A 15,941-nucleotide genomic window follows, 5' to 3' on the forward strand; every position below is an offset into this window, starting at 1 on the left:
AACATCATGAAAGAACAGATCAAGCAATACGGCATCACCGTTGCCGTCGTTCTGGTCGTCCTCGCCCTGGCTGGCGGCGTGTTCGTGTACTCGGGCCTCTACAACATCGGTGCCGACGCCCCGCATACCAGGCCCGTCTTCGCCGTGATGCAGGCGCTGCGCGACCGCTCGATCGAAGTGCACTCGAAAGACATCGCGGTACCCGACCTCGAAGACCAGCAGCTGATTCTCAAGGGCGCCGGCCAGTACGCGGCGATGTGCACGGGGTGTCATTTGAAGCCCGGCGCAAAGGATTCCGAGATCCGCCCGGGCTTGTATCCGCAGCCGCCGAACCTGTCGCAGGTTCGTGTCGATCCGAAGGCTGCGTTCTGGGTGATCAAGCACGGCATCAAGATGAGTGCGATGCCTGCGTGGGGCGGCAGCCACGACGACGCCACGATCTGGAGCATGGTGGGGTTCCTGCAGAAACTCCCGGGCATGACGCCGGCGCAATACGAGGACATCGTGGCGAAGGCTCCGCCGGATGAGGACATGGACATGGACGAAGACGGTCATGACCACAGTCACGGTGGAGACTGACGAGACGCAGGTCGTGTCATCCGTTGCATCGGCAAACCGAAGGAGCAGGATTGGCTTTTCCACGCTGCCGGCAAGCACTCGACATGATGCGGGGCAACGCGCAGGTGCTGTCGAAGAATGACATTTCGGACACGATCAGCTTCGCGCGAATCGCGCTGATCGCCAATCCGGCGATTGTTGCGTGTTCTGCTCCTGGGGCAAGCCGTGCCCGCCGATCCAGCAACAGAAAATCCTGTTGCGAACAAGCGGTTCGCGCGTTGCCGCGACCGAAGACGGGTGATCGCTTCGTCGCGAGACGATCGCGTCAATCGATCATGCCGTGGCTTTCCGTGGTGCCGAGCAACTCTGGCTGTGCCGTCGCGCGTCGCCGCCGATTCAGCAGCGGATGCATGAACACTGCGGCCAGGATCACCGCCACGCCAGCGTAGAACCAGCCGTCCAGTTCGCGCTGCTCGCCCAGCAGCACGATCGCCAGCACGATGGCGTAGACCGGTTCCAGGTTGGTCACCATCTGCGTGCCGAATGCGCTGAGGTGGCGCAGCGCAACCAGCGCCAGCGTGAACGGCAGCAAGGTGCAGCCGATCGACAACGCCAACAGCAGCAGGGCGTCGTGCATGCCCGGCAGCATGAAGGCCGGACCGGCGTGCGGCAGCAGCGGCGCGAGCACGGTGAGGAATGCGGTGCCGGTGCCCAGTTCGATGAAGGTGACCGTCAACGGATCGCCATGCTCGACCAGCCGCTTGTTGAGCGAGCCGAAGAACGCCACGAACAGCGCCGACAGCACACCCACCGCAATGCCCATGCGCATGTCGTGCGGTACGCCGCCAACCACCATCACCACGCCCGGCACCACGGCCACGCCGATCATCAGCTCGCGCGGGTCGAACTTGCGCCTGGCAATCCACGGTTCGATGAAGGCCAGGAACACCGGGCCCAGCGCGATGCAGGTTGCTCCCACCGAGGCATTCGACAATTTGATCGCCGCGTAGAAGCTCAGCCAGTGCAGCGACACCAGCACGCCGATCCCGGCATATGCCCAGATCAGTCGCGCCGGCATCGCGCGCAACCCGCGCCAGACCCGCGGCATCGTCAGCAGCGCCAGCACCACCAGCAGCATGCGCCACCACACCAGCGGCAATGCAGGCAGCGTGATCAGTTTGCCGAGGATCGCGGTGAAACCCCACAACAGCACGCAGAAATGAATCTGCAGACGGGCCTGGTTGACGGCTTGCATGGGGGCATCGCGCGGGAAGGGAAGCAGGCATTCTAGCGCTGGATCCTTGCGCGATCGCGCCTGCGCCCTTGTGGGAGCGGCTTCAGCCGCGATGCTCTTTGTCAGTTCGGAACAAGAGCATCGCCACTGAAGTCGCTCCCACAGGAGTGAGCTGCTATTTCCTGGCCGCCGGCATCACCCGCCCGGACCTGCGCAACTGCTGCAGCACCGTGCGGCAAGTATTGTCGCCGTCATTGTCGTGACTGGGTGCGACCAGGGCCAGCAGGGCGACGGCCGGTGCGGCGACCACGCCAAGCGCGACGGCGCCGGCACCGCGCAACAACAAAGGACCCTTCTGCACGCCGACATCCGGATGCTTCAGCGTGCCCTGGACATACAGCGGCGAGCGCAGCGAGAAGATGCGCATGCCCTTGGTATGCGGCTGCACGTCGAGATCGAGCTTCTCGGTCGCCATGTTCACCGTGCCGGTGACGTTGATCACCGCATCGTCGGTATCGAACACGAACAGGCGCATGTCGAACAGGCCGTTCGCCGCGGTCATGTCCGAAGCGGCACAATTGATCTGCACCGTCTTGTCGCCGAACAGCTTGCCGATGACGATGTTTCCCACGTTGAGGCCGGCCGTTTCCAGCAGGTTCTTGCTGATCGCGCCGTCGTTCATCAGCAGCTTCAGTTCGCCGTCCGCGCTGCCGAGCAGGGCGGCGATGGAGTTGCCCCGGGCGCTGAGATCGGCGTTGCCGTTGATCTCGCCGAAGCTGGTGCGCATCGGCTCGAAGGTCGGAAACAGCTGTTTCAACTTGAGATGGCGTGCGTCGAGTTTCAACAGGCCACGCATCGGTGCCCGGCTGCCGTCGAGGGTGACATTGCTGCGCACGGTGCCGCCGGCCATGCCGAAACTCAGCGGGTCCAGGTACAGCGCGCCGTTGTTCAGGACCATGTGCGTGCTGAGCGAATCGATCGGCAGAGCCTCGCCGCGCACGATGCGCGCGCCTGTAAAGGTCACGTCCGCATCCATCGCCTGCCAGCGATCGGTGCGGAACGGCTCGACCGGCAGCAGCTTGTCGGCGGGCTGAAGCGTGCCATCGCCGCGCTGCTTTTTCGCCGTGTTGGAATCCGCACCGATCAGCGGCGCGAGGTCGCCGAACTGCAGCAGTTTCGAGTGCAGGTCGCCGCTCAATTTTGGCCGCGTGCCACCGGTGACGAAAAGCAGGTTGCCGGACAGATCGCTGCCGCCGACGCGACCGTGGAAGTTTCGATAACTGTAGCGGCTGCCGCCCCGATGCAGTTCCGCCTGCAGGTGGCCCTCGGTCGCGTATGGCGGCGTGTCGGGCAGGGTGATGCCGGTCAGCGGATACAGGCCGGCCATGCTGGAGCCGGAGAACCACAGCCGCACATCGAGCGCACCAAGTTGCAACGGATCGGTCAGTGTTCCGACCAGCGCGATGTGGCTGTCGCCGATGTGCATGTCCGCCTGCACCGGGAACGGTGCGGTCTTGTCCTGCAGCGCCAGCACGGCGCCGGTCTTGCTGTGACCCTTGAGCGGACTGCCTTGATAGCTGCCTTCGGCGTTCCAGCTGAACTGATAGACGGTAGTGGGCGTTGCCTGGCCGATCCGCTCGGTCCGATCCTCCGTGGCGCTGTCATTGGCATTGCGCTTTTTCGCCGCCGTACCGACCCTCTTGCCGGCCTGTTCGCGTGCCGCGGCGGATTGTTCGGCCACGATCTGGTCGTAGGGAATCGCACCCTGCAGCGGTGCCAACGTGGCCTTGAGCTTGATCTGGCTGACCGCATCGTCAAGCGTGATCACGCCCTGGTCGAAGCCGATGCTGCCGAGATTTAATTTCCATGCGGAAGGTGGCCTGCCTTGCGGCAACGTGAAGTTCCAGGTCGCGCGCGACGACTTGTCGCGCTCCAGGTCGATGCTCGGATGCACCAGCTGCAGCGAAGGTACGTCGACGCGATGGATCAGCAGCGGCAACGGCGACAACCGGAAACGCAATGCATCCAGTTGCGCAAACTCGGGCTTGGCCGCCCATTCCGGATTGCCTATGCTGACATCGCGCGCGGTGAACTGCGGCCACGGCAGCAACGATGCAAGCCAGTTGCCGCTGCGATCGCGTTGCCAGTCCACCGTGAGGTCGCCATTGATCGCGAATGGCCGGCCGATGGCCTGGCTCACCTTGTCGTTGATGAAGGGCTTCAACCGATTCCAGTCGAACAGGGCAATGACGAGTATCGCCACGACGATGAGTGCCAGCGGCACGCCCGCGATCCAGGCCAGTACCTTCCGGCTTCGCTTCATGTTTCTCTCCTGCTGCGGGTTCAGCGTGAGTCATAGCTGGTCCCGTGGCAAGGTTTTGTGGTGAAGCCATGGATGCCATCAGGGGAGATTCATGCGCGCGTCGTTTTGCCGACGTCATTCGTCGTCGTCCGCGTGGAGTTTCCAGTAGTCGGTGGCGCGGATCGAACCCTTCCGCATGCCGCGCTCGTCGACGAGAAACAGGCGCATGTCGCGTTTCGGCGACTGTCAGGCGGCGACCTGGATATCCGCCCGGCTGATGCAGTACACCGCCGCTGGCGGCAGGTTGAGCAGGGCGCTGCCAACGCGGCGGGACTGCAGGTTCAGCCGCATCATCAGCGTCTCCGGCAGCGGGCAGCGCGGACCGTAGGTGAACTGGTAGAACATGCCGCCGGCACGCAGGTGGCGCTCGAACACGCCTTGCACGATCGCGGCGACCTGGACCGTCGACATCGACAGCAAGGGCAGGCCGCTGATGACGGCGCAGGCGCGTTCTTCGCCAAACAGCGAGTCGGTATCGCCGAGCCGGGCGGCGTCCATGCGTAGGATCGTTGTCTCGGGATAGCGCTGGCTCAGTGCCTCGGCGAAGTGCGGGTCGGCTTCGATCAGCGCGAGTCGATGCGGCGGCACCCCGCGCGCCAGCAGGGCGCGGGTCAACACGCCGGTGCCGGGGCCCAGCTCGATCACCGGACCATCCAGGATGCTGACGTGGCTGGTCATCAGCCTGGCCAGCGCGGCTCCGGAAGGCAGGACCGCCCCAATGCCGCGAGGGTCGCGCAGCCAGGCACGCAGAAAGGCCAGGGTGTCGTTCAATGCCATGCCATGGTTTTCGCGTTCGGCCATAACCCGCACGATAGCCGCAGCGGCTGAACAGGATGTTCGCGGACGCAGCGCATCGTCATCAAGGTGCCGACGATGTCTCGCGCACCGGCACGTCGATGTCGCACAAGCCAACCTTGCCGGCCGACACGGCATAGAACGCATCGTGGCGATGGCGCTTGGCGTCGAGCAGGGCGGCGAAGGTCGGGCTGTCGGTGCGCAGCACCTGCAGCGGATGCTGTTGCGCCGCCGGCAGCTCGGCGGCCAGCCGCACGGACTTGATCAGGGTTCGCTGCGCCGGCCGGGTATAGAAACCCATCGGCCCGTCGCCGCGCGGCAGACCGGACAGCAGCGGCATGCCTTCGAGTACGCGACCGGCAATCGCCAGGTTGCGGTCCAGCCGGCGCGGGGCCTGGCCGATCACCGCATACAACTCGCTGCCATTGCCGGTCTCCGGGCCGTTGTCGCGGCCCACGCCCACCATGCCGTAGCAGTGGGCCAGCCATTCCTGTCCGCTGGCCGGATCGCGCGCCACCGGGAAACCGTTGGAAAAGCCGACCTCGGGCGCGTAGACGTCGCCATCGGGCAGCGGCGTCCACGCCAGTTTCGGATCGATCGGGCGGGTGTATTCCGGCGGCAGCGTGCTGCTGGCCTTGCCCAGCGGGCGCAGTTTGGTCTTGTCGCCGTTGTCGTCGCTGGCCGGGTCGCCCCACTGGGTGACGAAGTTGTCCTGCACGCGCACGATCGCCAGACCGTCGAAATAATGCTGCCGCGCCAAAGTGCGGATGTTGGCGGCATGCAACGGCGTGAAGTCCGGCGCCAGTTCGATCACCACGCGTCCGGTCGCCAGTTGCATGACCAGCAGGTTCTGCGGATCGGGTGTGCGCCATTCGTCTGGTGCCGATGTCGCCAGCAACTCCTTCGCGGTCGGTGTGGGCTTGATCTGCTCCGCAGCGATCGCGGGCAGCGCCAGCAGTGTGATGAGCGCAAGTGCGGCAATGAGGTGACGACGACGCATGGCATTCCCCTTCGACAACGGTTGGACAAGAGCGCAACTTGACAGGTGGTTGTGGGCCTGACTCCAGGGTGTGGATGGATGGTTCTCCCTGTTGACGCGGGCACTTCCAGGAAGGCCGATCATGGTCAAAAACGGGTGTCATGTCCAAACGAGGAAAGTTCAGCGAAGAGTTCAGGCGCTAGGCCGTTGGTCTGACCCGACGCCGGGTGTGCAGCTCAGTCAAGTGGCCCGCGACATCGGCATGGCCTGCCGGCGTTCTGGGCTTTTACCGGCTCGGGTAGAGTTGCTGCCTGACTATCTTGAGAACCCACATGGAATCCTCATCCTTGGATATACGCCCCGCCGAGTTGGAAGATCTCGACGCCATCGCCACGATCTGGGCCCGCGGTTGGAAAGAGGTCCACGAGGGTGTCGTACCGGATGCGCTGTTGGCGCATCGTCAATCCGGAACTTTGCGTCATGCCGCAGAGGAACGACTGGGCGAAATCCTCGTTGCCGCACGCGGGCTCGAGATCGCGGGCTTCATCATCGTCCACCGAGACGAAGTCGAGCACCTCTATGTCTCGACAGGAGCGAGGGGTGCCGGCATCGCCAACAGGCTTCTGGCCAGGGGGGAGGCATTGATTGCGACGTGCAGCAGCAGCGCATGGCTGGCAGTCGTCGAAGGCAATGCTCGAGCGCGTCACTTCTATGAGCGAAACGGTTGGCACTGCCGCGGCGAATTCTTGCATCAGGCGCGAGTCGCCAATGGCACTGTTGGTGTTCCCACCATGCGGTATGAAAAACAACTGCGCTAGTGGGTGTGCGCAGCACCGGCGCAACGACTCTTGCGCCGGGTGGGTGACAGACGCATCGCGTGACACTCATCGATGATGTTCGCCCATGAAGACATACGGCTTCAATGACCGTGGACATGATGGCAAAGTCTGTGCGGGTCAGAGCACCAAAGTCAGTTGCCGTAGACGTATACCACGCTCGTACTTTGCTGGGCGCCGAAGGGCAAAGTTTGTACGTTGCTTGTTGGATCAGTGACTTAGTTCGCCGTATTTGTGGCGACAGCCTCATTTTGTCAAGCAAAGTGCGTACGTAAACGGGGACGCGCCAACCACCTTCACCTAGACCGCTGACCGTGGAGAGCCCGCCCTTTGCAGGCTCTTCTGCGGTCCGGACTCCGGATCCACGTCCGAACCATTGAGGCGGTCACGAGTCTCATCCAGCATCCGAGCGAGAAGCACTGCAGTGGACTCAGTGGGCCACTGGACCCAGTGCCGACCCTCGGCACCGCTCAAGCGAAGTGGGGTGCCATACGCCGCGAGCTTCGTGGGTGACAGATAGCTCCCGCAGCGGACCATTCCGTCACGGATCGATAGACGAAGGTTCACCCGGCCGAGAGCCGGTGTCTCCTTACGACGTAGGTTCTTCGAACCAGTACCGATCCTCACCTCTGGCCCAGGGCTCCTGACGGTTACGCAGCGCCAACCCAGCGGCTCACTTATGCGCGACGCCAGCGCGAAGAGCTGCTGAAACTCCGACGGGTGTGCACCTTCTGCCGTCCCGAAGGCCCCCTTGAGGACGCGGTCCAGGTCGACCACCACGCCTCCCTCGTCGTGGTCCGGGTTCAACTCGTCGCACCAACGGATGTAGTGGCGCTGAATCTCCGGCTGCAGCCAGCTGGCAAGTTGATCGCGTTCGGCCGTCTCGAACCGTTGCCCATCGATAACCGAGATGACCTCCATGACGTCAATCGTCCGTGAGCCTCGGCGGACTTGGTGGCCATTGGCCAGCGTCCGCCGAGCGCCGTAACACACCACCTTTCCCTGGGGTTGGTATCGAACGTCCAGCAGGACCACGCCCGGCCCAAGGTTCAGCAGGTCGCCCCACTCGTGGTAACGGTCCAGCTTCTTCCAGTGAGGATTGTTCGGACTCGAGGTGCCAGGAGCAAGCCCATCGGGCAGTTCGCCCTCGCTGGCTATTTCCTCTGCGGTGGGGCGCCGCCGCCAGATAACCAGCTTCGTGTCTCGCCCCGTATATGAGCGCCAATTTTCTGGGGTAATGATGAATCGATCGCCGGCCGGTCGTGGGCGCCCCCTCTGACGGCGCGCCCAGTTAATTGACGCCTGGCTGAGAAGGTCGGCTGTGATTTCCTCGGAGAGCTCCCAGTAGCGTTTGAACCAGGTCCTGATGTGGTCGAGCTGGACATCGTCAGTCACGCGGCAGCCGGCTTCGATGAGATTGCCCGGCATCCCGTCGTGCCACCCCACTCCATTGTCGGAGAAGTTTGCGGAACCGACGAGCGCATACGAAGGAGCGAGCATCACCTTGGCGTGCAGGTTGTCGACATGTCGAATCTGGACACCTGCAAGGGCCTGGATCTTGGCAACCTCATTTGGGTTCGTCCCGCCACTGAGCAGATCGCATAGGATGCGCGTGGCCTTGTGACCGCCGCCAAGCTGTTCCGCGGCGCCGCTCCCGACGTATGCGACGGCCATGTCGACGGGATCCTCATGGCTGGCTAACGCGCGGGCGGCGTCACTGTAGCTAGATCCATCAATGAACACGTTCTCTCCGGTGTGAGTGGTGATCTTGCTTCCGCTGAGACCCGTGGACTTCCCCCGGTTCGGCAGGCATTCCGAGCCTACGACGCTATCAGGTGTGTACCGAATCGGGGCGTACAAAATCGTTGCGCTACTCAAAGTGGGGCCGTCGACACCAAGCGCGATCGCGCAAGGTTGTTGCCACCCAATGTTGGGGGACGTCGCAGGTACTCAGCCCGAGAACGGCGCCCCGCATCCATCCCTCAGCGGCGGCGGCAGCTCGTGCTGCTGTTGTGGCACTGGACCTACACCGAAAAGGCAGAATAGCTCGTCGCCTAGATCGTCACGCCGGCCAAAGGCGTAAGTTGAGAGGTCTGCGTTCGCTTCGATTACCGTTTCGTGAGCAGCGGCCACAATGGCGAATAGGTCCGCACGTAGTAGCAACAGCAAAACCTCGCCTTCGCTCCACCCCGGAGCGCGCCTGACAAGCTGCGCGGTACCGCCGTGGGTGTATTTGTGCAGCCAGGTCGCAGGTCCACGATCTTTCAGGCCGTCCACGAGTGTCTTGATAAGTGGAAACGTCGGCTCCAACCCCCGCGCCAGCTCATCGAGCAATGGAAGATCGCGGCGCCGTCCCTCAGCTGTTTCGACGTCAGTCGCAAGTTCCCGCACACGATCGCAGCTCGCGACGTATAAAAGCCACGAGGCCGAGCTCGATGCCTCTAGCAACGGGCGAAGCAAGGCGGCCGCAGAACCATATTCGCCCGTGCACACGAGTCGGATGATCGCCGAGTGATGCTCGCAAGCGAGATCAATCGCGCACCGCGCAAAGTCTCCGCGTAGCGATGGTGCCGGACCGTATTGGCGTAAGGCTTTCACTCGGTCGTTTTGCAGGCGTGATGCCCGTGCCCGCTGTCCTACAGCGCAGAGTGAATCGGCGTCCATTGCTCCCCCAAGTGTCCATGCCGGATCGACTTTTGTCCGTCGAGCTTGCCTAGGCATCGTCGAGACAGCAAGAGCCATGACCAGCCGGATTCGTCCACGCGAAGGTATCTGACAAGGCGGCGGCCGCCGGGTGTCGTGAATGCTCCGTCGTGTCGTCGTCGCTCAAGGTCCCAGGAGTTGGGGCTTTTTTGCACAGGTTTCCACCACGGCGAACAAGTGAATCCGATATGGCTTATCGATCTAATGGGTTGCCCTCTCTCAGCCCGAGCCACACCTCGAGAGAGTTCTGCAACGTCCGCAGGGCTTCCTCGTGCTCGGGGAATTGGGCGGGATCGAGCGCATCGGACCTCGCCTTTGCCACGTTGATGCCGATGAAGTCCTCGATTGTCGCTCTGTTGAAACTGTTGCGCAGAGTGGCGACCCGATCGCCCCAGGAGTGGCTCGTGCCCCGGCTCATCATGCGTGTGGCCATGGTTGCGAAGCCCTTGTCGGTCTGTATCGCGCCTGCGACCCATTCGCGGGGCTCGTCCAACAAACCCGCGTAGTCTCTCCATCGGTAGAGCAGGGGCATGAGATCCGGTTCGCGGATCAGCGCGTCGCCGTCCGCGGCATAACCCCTCATCAACCGGAGCCATTCGGCCTTCATCGCTTCCACGGTGTCGAGATCGAGCGCCGGGTCGAATGCGCCGCCCTCATCCTCCTTCCGGTCTGCGGGATCGCTTAGGTGGATCAGGATCGCTGCGACGGACAGCGCTCTTGTCCGTTGGAGCGCATCGAGCGCTCGGCCTCCTCGTGTCTCCTCCGGAATCCGTTTCAGGAACCAACTCGTCGCCCGCCATGCTGAAAGCCAAGGGGAATTGAAGGGGTCGACGTCACGCCCACCCGCAAGCTTCTGGGCGATTGCAAACATCCCTGGCAGCAGCACAGCAGCGTTCTCAACCGGGAGACGCTCGACGGACTCGTCAAACCTCGCGACGAGCGAGGCCAATAGGCCGTCGGCCTCGACTTCGGCAATCGCGGCAGCAAACCGATCCTCTGTCGCCGTCGCAGCAAGGAACGCCACAAAGCGGCGTTCCGACATTTCACCGGCCGCCGTCTGGAGTTCGAAGTACCTTGGGAAGTAGCGCGGAGAACAGACCCGCTTTGCCGCCAGCCAGCTGCTATGGAAACTGTCGGCGTAGTTCGTGCCTCCGTATGCCCATTCGAGAGGCGGAAAGAGCTCCTTAAGAGTATCCCGGGCGACGACGCGTCGCTCCTCCGACACGATATCGAGAAGCCGCTCGGCCGCCGCCTTGTCCGCATCTCGCCCGCCATAGCCGGGGAAGCGTCCCTTCTGGAGAACAAGCTCCCTCTCTCGAAACATCGCCTCGTGAAGGTCTGGTTCGAAGACCCGGAGCGCCTCCAGAAGAAGGAAGTCGATGATGTTCACCTCGAACACGTCGCCAGCTGCCTGCAAGGGGATGTGCACGGCGACCGACGAGATCAGCCGGCGCGCGTCGCGCATGTTACGCAGAAGGGGCTGGATGCAGCCGATGAAAGCATTACCCCAGCGCGTCTGTGAGAACCCGTTCGCCTCGGTTGCGTAGGGTGCGGCCAGCTCGGAAAGCTCTTCTCCGAAGATACGATGCACAATCGACACCGGGACCGCAGGTAGATCGAAGCTAGTCTGCACGACTTTCTCGAGGAAGGCGCGACCATCACCGTCAGCGACCGGATCGAGTGCCCTCTCTACGATGCTGGGCTGGAACAGGAGCACAAAGACGATGTTGGGCAGGTTGGCGTTCACTTTCACCTGTCGGAGAAGCATCCTAATCTGCTCTGGCTCGAGCCGGTCGATGTCGTCGACGAATACCACCAGTGGCCGGTCGAGTTCGCGCAGGCGACCCTCAAGCGCTTCGCGCACCTTGTCGAGCGGGTCGTTGGCGTGGTCATGACCGAGGTGCGAGAACGCGCGTCCAAGTAAGGACATGCCGACCGAGAGGACGGCAAGAACAACTGCCACCTTCGCTACCGTGGGGAGGTTGAAGCCTATGGCCGACGCGATGGCGATCACCGACGCATTTGTCAGCACCGCCGAGACCAGATGGTTAGATCCCCCGGCTTCCTTAATCGGGGCGGCTGCTCCAGTGAGGATCGCGCCATAGCGTCGCAGCGCTTCGGCGCGGGCGAGCGCGGCTTTTGAATGCGCGCCCCCGAGGTGATCCGCTATCTGGCCAAAGAGGGCGCGAGCGATCGCGTTCCCGTCGCCCCACTGCCAAGGATTGAAGTCGAGCCAGTCCGCTCCATTGCTCTTCGCGTTGAGCCGCTCGGTGATCAGGTTCTTAAGGGAAGATTTGCCGAATCCCCACCCGCCGCGGATTGCGAAAACCCTGCCTTCGCGCAGACTGAGTTCCGAAAGCACGCCCGCTATGCGGCCCGCAAAGTCGGCCCTCCTGAGGCGATCCTCGGACGCTGTCCGAATCGGCATATCCGCCCCAATTCCGCCGTCCAGCGGTTCTGCCTTCCCAGCCTCCGCACTGAGTCTCGCACGGCGACGGGCGCGCCATGCGGAGAGACGCACTAGTAGTCCGATCATCGCGCAGGGATCCCGCAGAGCAGCAACATCAAGTCCTCTAGGCCCATATGCCTGACCTCGCCTTCGATCGCGACCGCGTGTTCATGGCCGAGGAAATCGCAATGCCGGTCGCCGCAGAGAAGTGGTATTGGGCCTGTTCGAAATCCACGCAGGAGCCTTCGTCTTTGTAGCGCAGTTGCTTCAAGTTCTCGATGCTGACCACCTCTACCCCCAAAGCACGGCGCTCTACCCCCAAAGCACGGCGTCATCCGTATCGGCAGTTTGCCGCAATAAGGGATCCGTCGCCCACGTGAGCCATGACCGGAGACGTGCGCCTGACGGAGTTGAATCAGGGTGACCCCTCTTGTGAGCCGATATCCGATTGATTCCGGCTATCGCGGCGCTGCGGCGAGGGACATTCTCAACAGCCTGCTAGGTCGGGGAAGCTTGTGGGTAATATTGCATTACTTTGTACCCGAGTCTCGGCCCGAGGACACCATCATGACGACATTGACCGTTACTGCACGGGGACAAGTCACCTTTCGGAAGGATGTGCTGCAACACCTCGGTATCAAGCCAGGGGGGAAGATCGAACTAGACTTAGTGCCTGGTGGTCGGGCTGTACTGAAGGCAGCACGGCCTACCGGATCGATGGCTGGATTTGTCGGTCTGCTGGCAGGGCGGACGGCCAAGGTCGCCACCATCGAAGAAATGAACGAAGCCACGGCATTGGGCGGGACGGATCGCGAGTGAAGGTCGCTATCAACGCCAATGTGCTGGTTCGGGCTGTGGTGCACGACAATACGAATCGGACTCTGCCTGTTCAGTGGACACCATCCTAAGCTGATTGGACTGCTCCCGGAATCGTAAGCAGTGAACCCTACGGAAGGAGATACTGATCATGTTCGAGAAGCTTCTGAGCTTGCTTCCCTCGTTGCACGGAACACGAGGATTTGTGTACCTGTCGATCACCGTCAGCGTCTTCGTCCCTACGATCGTGGTCGCATATTTGGTGAGCCCGCAAGATTTCCAGTCCGGCGATTTAACGCACTTACTGGTGGTTGCCGCAGCTATCGGCGGTGCGTCGCTACTCATCGCCGCGGTTGGCTATTTATTGTTGGAGTTGGGTTCGGCGTTGGGGAACATTGGGCGCATGCTTCGAGATGGCGAAGTACCGGACGAATTCACGAGGAAGACTAACTCGCCGGACGCTCTCGCGCGGACTTCGTTGAGTCTGAGCGGTTTCGGGTCACTTATCGTGCAGGCATGCGCAGCAACCCGGGCGGTTGCGTCGCACTTGGACCTAAGCTCTTTCGTTGCCGGCGTTTTTATCGTTTGGTGGCAAGTTGCCCCCTACCTTGGAATTTTCATCGCTGCATCTGTTTCCGTGGGGTTGACTCGTTTCGTCCTCGGTAGGCGCGCCGCAAAGAATCGCAGGCTGCCCGTCACCGGCTAACTTCCAGGCGATGGTCGGTTGACGGCGGCCTGTTTTTTGCGTCGCTAGTGCGCAGCGACTGCAGCGTGGTCGGAGCAAAGGTCATCGAGGAAGAGATGAAACAGTGGACCTACAAACGTGCGGCACCGGGGCATCAGGACGCGGCTGGCCGTGAGCTACTGGTCGCAAGCGCCGAATGACCACCCCGGGCACTCCTGGGCTGTCACCAAGTCAGCACGATCTGCTTCTGGTGCTGGCGGCCCGTTATGTCTGGTGGAAAACACCACAGGAAGCGATGAGATATCCGCAACGGGTCATCGCCCAAGTTATGAATATCGGGACGCAGGATGATGCAAACCTGCTCACGCGCGCCCTTAGCGATGAGACCCTGCAAGAAGTGCTTCAGGCAGCGGAAGGCGGGCAATTCACGGAGCAGGCCTGGCAGTACTGGCATTACCGGCTCCGCTTGGCTCACATCCCCGCGGATGTTCCACCTCTTCCTAAGAGGTTCATTCCCCCAGGCGATTGAGGTCGTCGCACCAGCCCGATCATTCGGCGGCAGGACTGGTCGAATGCAGGCGGTGCCCAACAACGATAGGCCCAGGTGAAGCCACGGTCGATCAACTGCCGGTACCAGTAGGCCTGCATAGCTATCTCAGCAACACCATATGCAAGCGTCAGCTGTGCCTGCTGACACCAATGTTTGTACATACCCTCTGACACCAATGTTTGTACAACGCGTACATACATTGGTGTCATGCCCAACCGTGGGCATGACGACAAAGTCTGTGTGGATTCGGATACCAAAGTCTGTACAGCAGGAGCCGCTCCTGCACACACTTTGCTTGGAGCCGAAGAGCAAAGTTTGTGTGGCCATAGGAGGATCAACGGCTTAGCTGTCGCGACCGCGGGCGATGGCCTCGCCTTGACAGGCAAAGTGTGTACGTAGCGGGGCGCGCCACATCCAGGCTGATAGGAAATGTCCTACCGGAGCCCGCGCACACAAAATTCTGCACACGCCCCTTTAGGAAGTGTCTTCTATTCGTGATCCCAAAGCATTGTCACCCCCACCTGATCTAGAAGGTGCCGAAATCGAGTCTTTGACCCTTGCCCGCAGGGCTCTCTGCTTTCGTGGCGGGTGCGTACAAATGCCGCTCCGACAGCCAAGGCCAGCCTGGGCACTGGCGAACAAAGCGGGCCGCTCAACCTACTTTGACTGCGCTTTCCGATCTGCAATTGCCGCGGTGCTAGTTGCTGGCGCCGAAACCTTTGGTCGCTGCGAACGGATCTGGCTGTCGCTTGGCCCCTGGGATTGTTCGAGAGGCGTTCTAGGCATGTGTTGTTTCATCATCTCCGGGCATTTGATATCCGGGAGCAGTGATGAGCTGACGGGATTCGTGCTGGTGCACTTCGCTATGTACAGGGCATCCTTCGCGTATTCGGCCTGCTTACCAGCAAAGTAAGCCTGTACGCAGTATGCAACTAGGGCTAGGGACGCAATCCAGGCCGTGGCCTTGGTCAAGGTTTTGGTCGCAGCTGCCGATCGGTCCATGCTCTGGGTTGCTTGGGTCGTAGCTCGGCTCAGCTGAAACTGCGCCCTTTCTCTCAGGATGGCCTCGGCTTTGTTGCCGAAGTCGACGCGCTGCCAGGATGCCGCTTGAAGCATGTGTGCATCAAGCTCAGCGGACCTTGCGACGAGCAGTTCCTTACGCTTGTCGTCTTGCTGATAGGCAGCTTGTATTAGAAGATAAGTCTCGACATTGGTCGCCCAGTCAGCCTTCACAGCATCTGCTACTGCATTTAAGCGGGTGGCGAAGGCGGCCCGCACTTCGGTCGAAGCAGGCCCGCTGTCCACTTCCGAGTCGGTCACTAGGAAGCTCGTAAGGACAGACATTTCCTCTGCCACAAGTCGTTCGTACATCACGTTGTACGCATGGACGACTTTCGGGAGATCGTTGAAGGTTGCCAGCAGTTTGATTGCCTCTACCGTCTTCTTCGCGTCTGAGAGGCACGTGTTCTGCGCTGCTGTTTGCCTCAACTTGAATCCCTCCGCGGCGGCGGTCTCAAGACGAACTTGAAAGGGACGGTGTTCTTTTGGCGTGGTTGGATTTGTCGGGGTCATATCTACTTATTTGTAGTGGTTGTAGAGCGTCCCGGTGTGATCTGACCTATGTGCTACTCAAAATCAGGGGGACGTCGCGTTGTGAGCCAAAGTATGTGCGTCGATAGTAGGGTCAATGGCTTAGCCCAGTCGTGTTTTGCACGACGGCTCATTTTGGCAAGCAAAGTGTGCGCAACATTGGCGGTATACCAATGGTAGGTGCGACCCATTGAGATTGACGCAGCTCTATCGCTCGGGTTGGGTGCCGGTGATCCGCATACGTGCTGGCAACCACGGGGTTCTACCCCGTTAACGCGGACACTTCTAAGAAGACCGATCATGGTCAAAAAGGAGTGTCATGTCCAAGCGAAGAAAGTTCAGCGACGAGTTCAAGCGGGAGGCCGTCGGCCTAACCCGTCAGCC

11 protein-coding genes and 1 pseudogene are annotated in these 15,941 nt (G+C 61.6%); 5 read left to right on the top strand and 7 right to left on the bottom strand.

The features are described from left to right. Window positions 1–6: 6 nt before the first annotated feature. Window positions 7–561, top strand: a pseudogene (locus CIW53_RS09595) (cytochrome c); the annotation flags it as partial. Between the two features lie 322 nt (window positions 562–883). Here the strand turns inward: CIW53_RS09595 and CIW53_RS09600 are convergent. The 4 genes from CIW53_RS09600 to CIW53_RS09615 all read right to left on the bottom strand — a co-directional run bounded on the left by CIW53_RS09600 (window position 884) and on the right by CIW53_RS09615 (window position 5,949). Beyond that, a complete protein-coding gene (locus CIW53_RS09600; protein ID WP_149364489.1) occupies window positions 884–1,813 on the bottom strand; it encodes a DMT family transporter in 930 nt (309 codons plus the stop codon). Between the two features lie 154 nt (window positions 1,814–1,967). Beyond that, on the bottom strand, window positions 1,968–4,115 hold the full coding sequence (locus CIW53_RS09605; RefSeq protein WP_149364490.1) for an AsmA family protein: 2,148 nt from the start codon (window positions 4,113–4,115) through the stop codon (window positions 1,968–1,970). 225 nt (window positions 4,116–4,340) lie between these two features. Beyond that, window positions 4,341–4,955 carry an rRNA adenine N-6-methyltransferase family protein gene (locus CIW53_RS09610; protein ID WP_242451841.1) on the bottom strand — a complete coding sequence of 205 codons (615 nt, stop codon included), beginning with the start codon at window positions 4,953–4,955 and terminating at the stop codon, window positions 4,341–4,343. A 58-nt stretch (window positions 4,956–5,013) separates the two neighbouring features. Then, complete coding sequence (locus tag CIW53_RS09615) at window positions 5,014–5,949, bottom strand: peptidylprolyl isomerase (RefSeq protein WP_149364491.1); 936 nt, start codon at window positions 5,947–5,949, stop codon at window positions 5,014–5,016. Window positions 5,950–6,260: 311 nt separating this feature from the next. On the opposite strand from CIW53_RS09615, the gene CIW53_RS09625 reads away from it, so the two are divergent. Further along, window positions 6,261–6,746: a GNAT family N-acetyltransferase gene (locus CIW53_RS09625; RefSeq protein ID WP_149364492.1), complete on the top strand. Its 486-nt coding sequence runs from the start codon at window positions 6,261–6,263 to the stop codon at window positions 6,744–6,746. A 318-nt stretch (window positions 6,747–7,064) separates the two neighbouring features. Here the strand turns inward: CIW53_RS09625 and CIW53_RS09630 are convergent, their stop codons facing one another. Next, window positions 7,065–8,438 (bottom strand): phospholipase D-like domain-containing protein, encoded by a 1,374-nt coding sequence (locus CIW53_RS09630; RefSeq protein ID WP_149364493.1) that lies wholly within the window; start codon window positions 8,436–8,438, stop codon window positions 7,065–7,067. A 1,222-nt stretch (window positions 8,439–9,660) separates the two neighbouring features. Next, window positions 9,661–12,003: a P-loop NTPase fold protein gene (locus CIW53_RS09635; protein ID WP_149364494.1), complete on the bottom strand. Its 2,343-nt coding sequence runs from the start codon at window positions 12,001–12,003 to the stop codon at window positions 9,661–9,663. A 480-nt stretch (window positions 12,004–12,483) separates the two neighbouring features. Here CIW53_RS09635 and CIW53_RS09640 point away from each other — a divergent pair, with 480 nt between their 5' ends. The 3 genes from CIW53_RS09640 (at window position 12,484) to CIW53_RS09650 (ending at window position 13,946) form a co-directional block, all read left to right on the top strand. Next, complete coding sequence (locus CIW53_RS09640; RefSeq protein ID WP_149364495.1) at window positions 12,484–12,735, top strand: AbrB/MazE/SpoVT family DNA-binding domain-containing protein; 252 nt, start codon at window positions 12,484–12,486, stop codon at window positions 12,733–12,735. 148 nt (window positions 12,736–12,883) lie between these two features. Next, entirely contained in the window at window positions 12,884–13,438 is a 555-nt protein-coding gene (locus tag CIW53_RS09645) for a hypothetical protein (protein WP_149364496.1), read from the top strand. 175 nt (window positions 13,439–13,613) lie between these two features. Continuing rightward, on the top strand, window positions 13,614–13,946 hold the full coding sequence (locus CIW53_RS09650) for a hypothetical protein (protein ID WP_149364497.1): 333 nt from the start codon (window positions 13,614–13,616) through the stop codon (window positions 13,944–13,946). 678 nt (window positions 13,947–14,624) lie between these two features. Here CIW53_RS09650 and CIW53_RS09655 read toward each other — a convergent pair. Next, window positions 14,625–15,539: a hypothetical protein gene (locus CIW53_RS09655; protein WP_149364498.1), complete on the bottom strand. Its 915-nt coding sequence runs from the start codon at window positions 15,537–15,539 to the stop codon at window positions 14,625–14,627. Between the last annotated feature and the right edge of the window lie 402 nt (window positions 15,540–15,941).

Origin of the sequence: Rhodanobacter sp. T12-5 (assembly GCF_008329435.1) — a bacterium.
In the GTDB taxonomy this organism is placed as follows: domain Bacteria; phylum Pseudomonadota; class Gammaproteobacteria; order Xanthomonadales; family Rhodanobacteraceae; genus Rhodanobacter.

What these genes read in the sequence shown, in the direction of transcription:
- CIW53_RS09640 (WP_149364495.1), top strand. Translation starts at nt 12,484, where the DNA reads ATGACGACATTGACCGTTACTGCACGGGGACAAGTCACCTTTCGGAAG.
- CIW53_RS09645 (WP_149364496.1), top strand. Translation starts at nt 12,884, where the DNA reads ATGTTCGAGAAGCTTCTGAGCTTGCTTCCCTCGTTGCACGGAACACGA.
- CIW53_RS09630 (WP_149364493.1), bottom strand. Translation starts at nt 8,438, where the DNA reads ATGGCCGTCGCATACGTCGGGAGCGGCGCCGCGGAACAGCTTGGCGGC.
- CIW53_RS09625 (WP_149364492.1), top strand. Translation starts at nt 6,261, where the DNA reads ATGGAATCCTCATCCTTGGATATACGCCCCGCCGAGTTGGAAGATCTC.
- CIW53_RS09635 (WP_149364494.1), bottom strand. Translation starts at nt 12,003, where the DNA reads ATGATCGGACTACTAGTGCGTCTCTCCGCATGGCGCGCCCGTCGCCGT.
- CIW53_RS09655 (WP_149364498.1), bottom strand. Translation starts at nt 15,539, where the DNA reads ATGACCCCGACAAATCCAACCACGCCAAAAGAACACCGTCCCTTTCAA.
- CIW53_RS09605 (WP_149364490.1), bottom strand. Translation starts at nt 4,115, where the DNA reads ATGAAGCGAAGCCGGAAGGTACTGGCCTGGATCGCGGGCGTGCCGCTG.
- CIW53_RS09600 (WP_149364489.1), bottom strand. Translation starts at nt 1,813, where the DNA reads ATGCAAGCCGTCAACCAGGCCCGTCTGCAGATTCATTTCTGCGTGCTG.
- CIW53_RS09610 (WP_242451841.1), bottom strand. Translation starts at nt 4,955, where the DNA reads ATGGCCGAACGCGAAAACCATGGCATGGCATTGAACGACACCCTGGCC.
- CIW53_RS09650 (WP_149364497.1), top strand. Translation starts at nt 13,614, where the DNA reads ATGACCACCCCGGGCACTCCTGGGCTGTCACCAAGTCAGCACGATCTG.
- CIW53_RS09615 (WP_149364491.1), bottom strand. Translation starts at nt 5,949, where the DNA reads ATGCGTCGTCGTCACCTCATTGCCGCACTTGCGCTCATCACACTGCTG.